The 832-nt window shown below is 37.6% G+C and carries 1 protein-coding gene; it reads right to left on the bottom strand.

Going from position 1 to position 832, the window contains the following annotated elements:
* The coding region (locus EO125_RS09920) for a hypothetical protein (protein WP_164726513.1) at positions 1-832 on the bottom strand (832 nt) is incomplete at both ends.

Here is an 832-nt window from a genome sequence, read left to right as displayed (position 1 = left end):
CCCAGTGGATACAGGTACTCGAATATCTCCCTCACTGTCTCCCATCTGATGTTTGATATTTTCATAATCTGCTTTCCCTTCTTTAATTACGTCAGTTAATTGTTTCCATAATGGATGTTTTGGTGTATCTAACGAACCAGCCATAGAAATTGCATCTACCCCTAAGTGAGCTACTTCATGTAGTAATGCAGAACCAGCAGAGTTAATCCCATCCTTTGTTACCTCAATACGACCTGTATGAGTGTCTGCTAATGCATTAAAATCAAGTTCTTTCCTAGTGGTAAAGCCTAAATGATATACATTCTTACCTTTTCCCAACAGTCTAAATACTGCTCTTCTAGCACCAAGTCCTTTTGTATAGTTGTTGATACCTTGATATGCAAGAGTAATATCATTATCACTTAGTCTTTGTTGTTCGTTATAATTGTTTGTTAATCCTTTTAGGATATTATGGTACTCTTCTTTTTGTTGAGACGTACTTTGTTCCGTCTCTGAATCTTTACCAAACTGATAATTCGGAGCATAGAAGTATTCGTTATCCATGGCTTTTTCTAATTCTTCAACAGTTGGATACTCTTCTTTACTGTAGATGAAGAATGTCCCTTCAAGCCTTGTCTCTTCTTCTGTATTTTTGGTGAGATGTTGTATTTCCTCACCCTCGTATACTCCGTACTTGTCGTTGCCAAATGTGTCATTCAAGTATTTTTGTACCACAGGAACATCTTTTTTGTCAAGGGCAAGTTCAACAACTCTATCTGGAGCAGTGTCAATAGCGGCACTTACAACCATAGCTCTCGCTTCTAGTGATGTTTTCTTGTCATTTGCCTTTGTG

The sequence above is a fragment of the Veillonella sp. VA139 genome (assembly GCF_003992005.1).
Lineage (GTDB): Bacteria > Bacillota > Negativicutes > Veillonellales > Veillonellaceae > F0422.
Note: the sequence above shows the minus strand (reverse complement) of the source record. Positions and strands in the feature narration are given on the sequence as shown.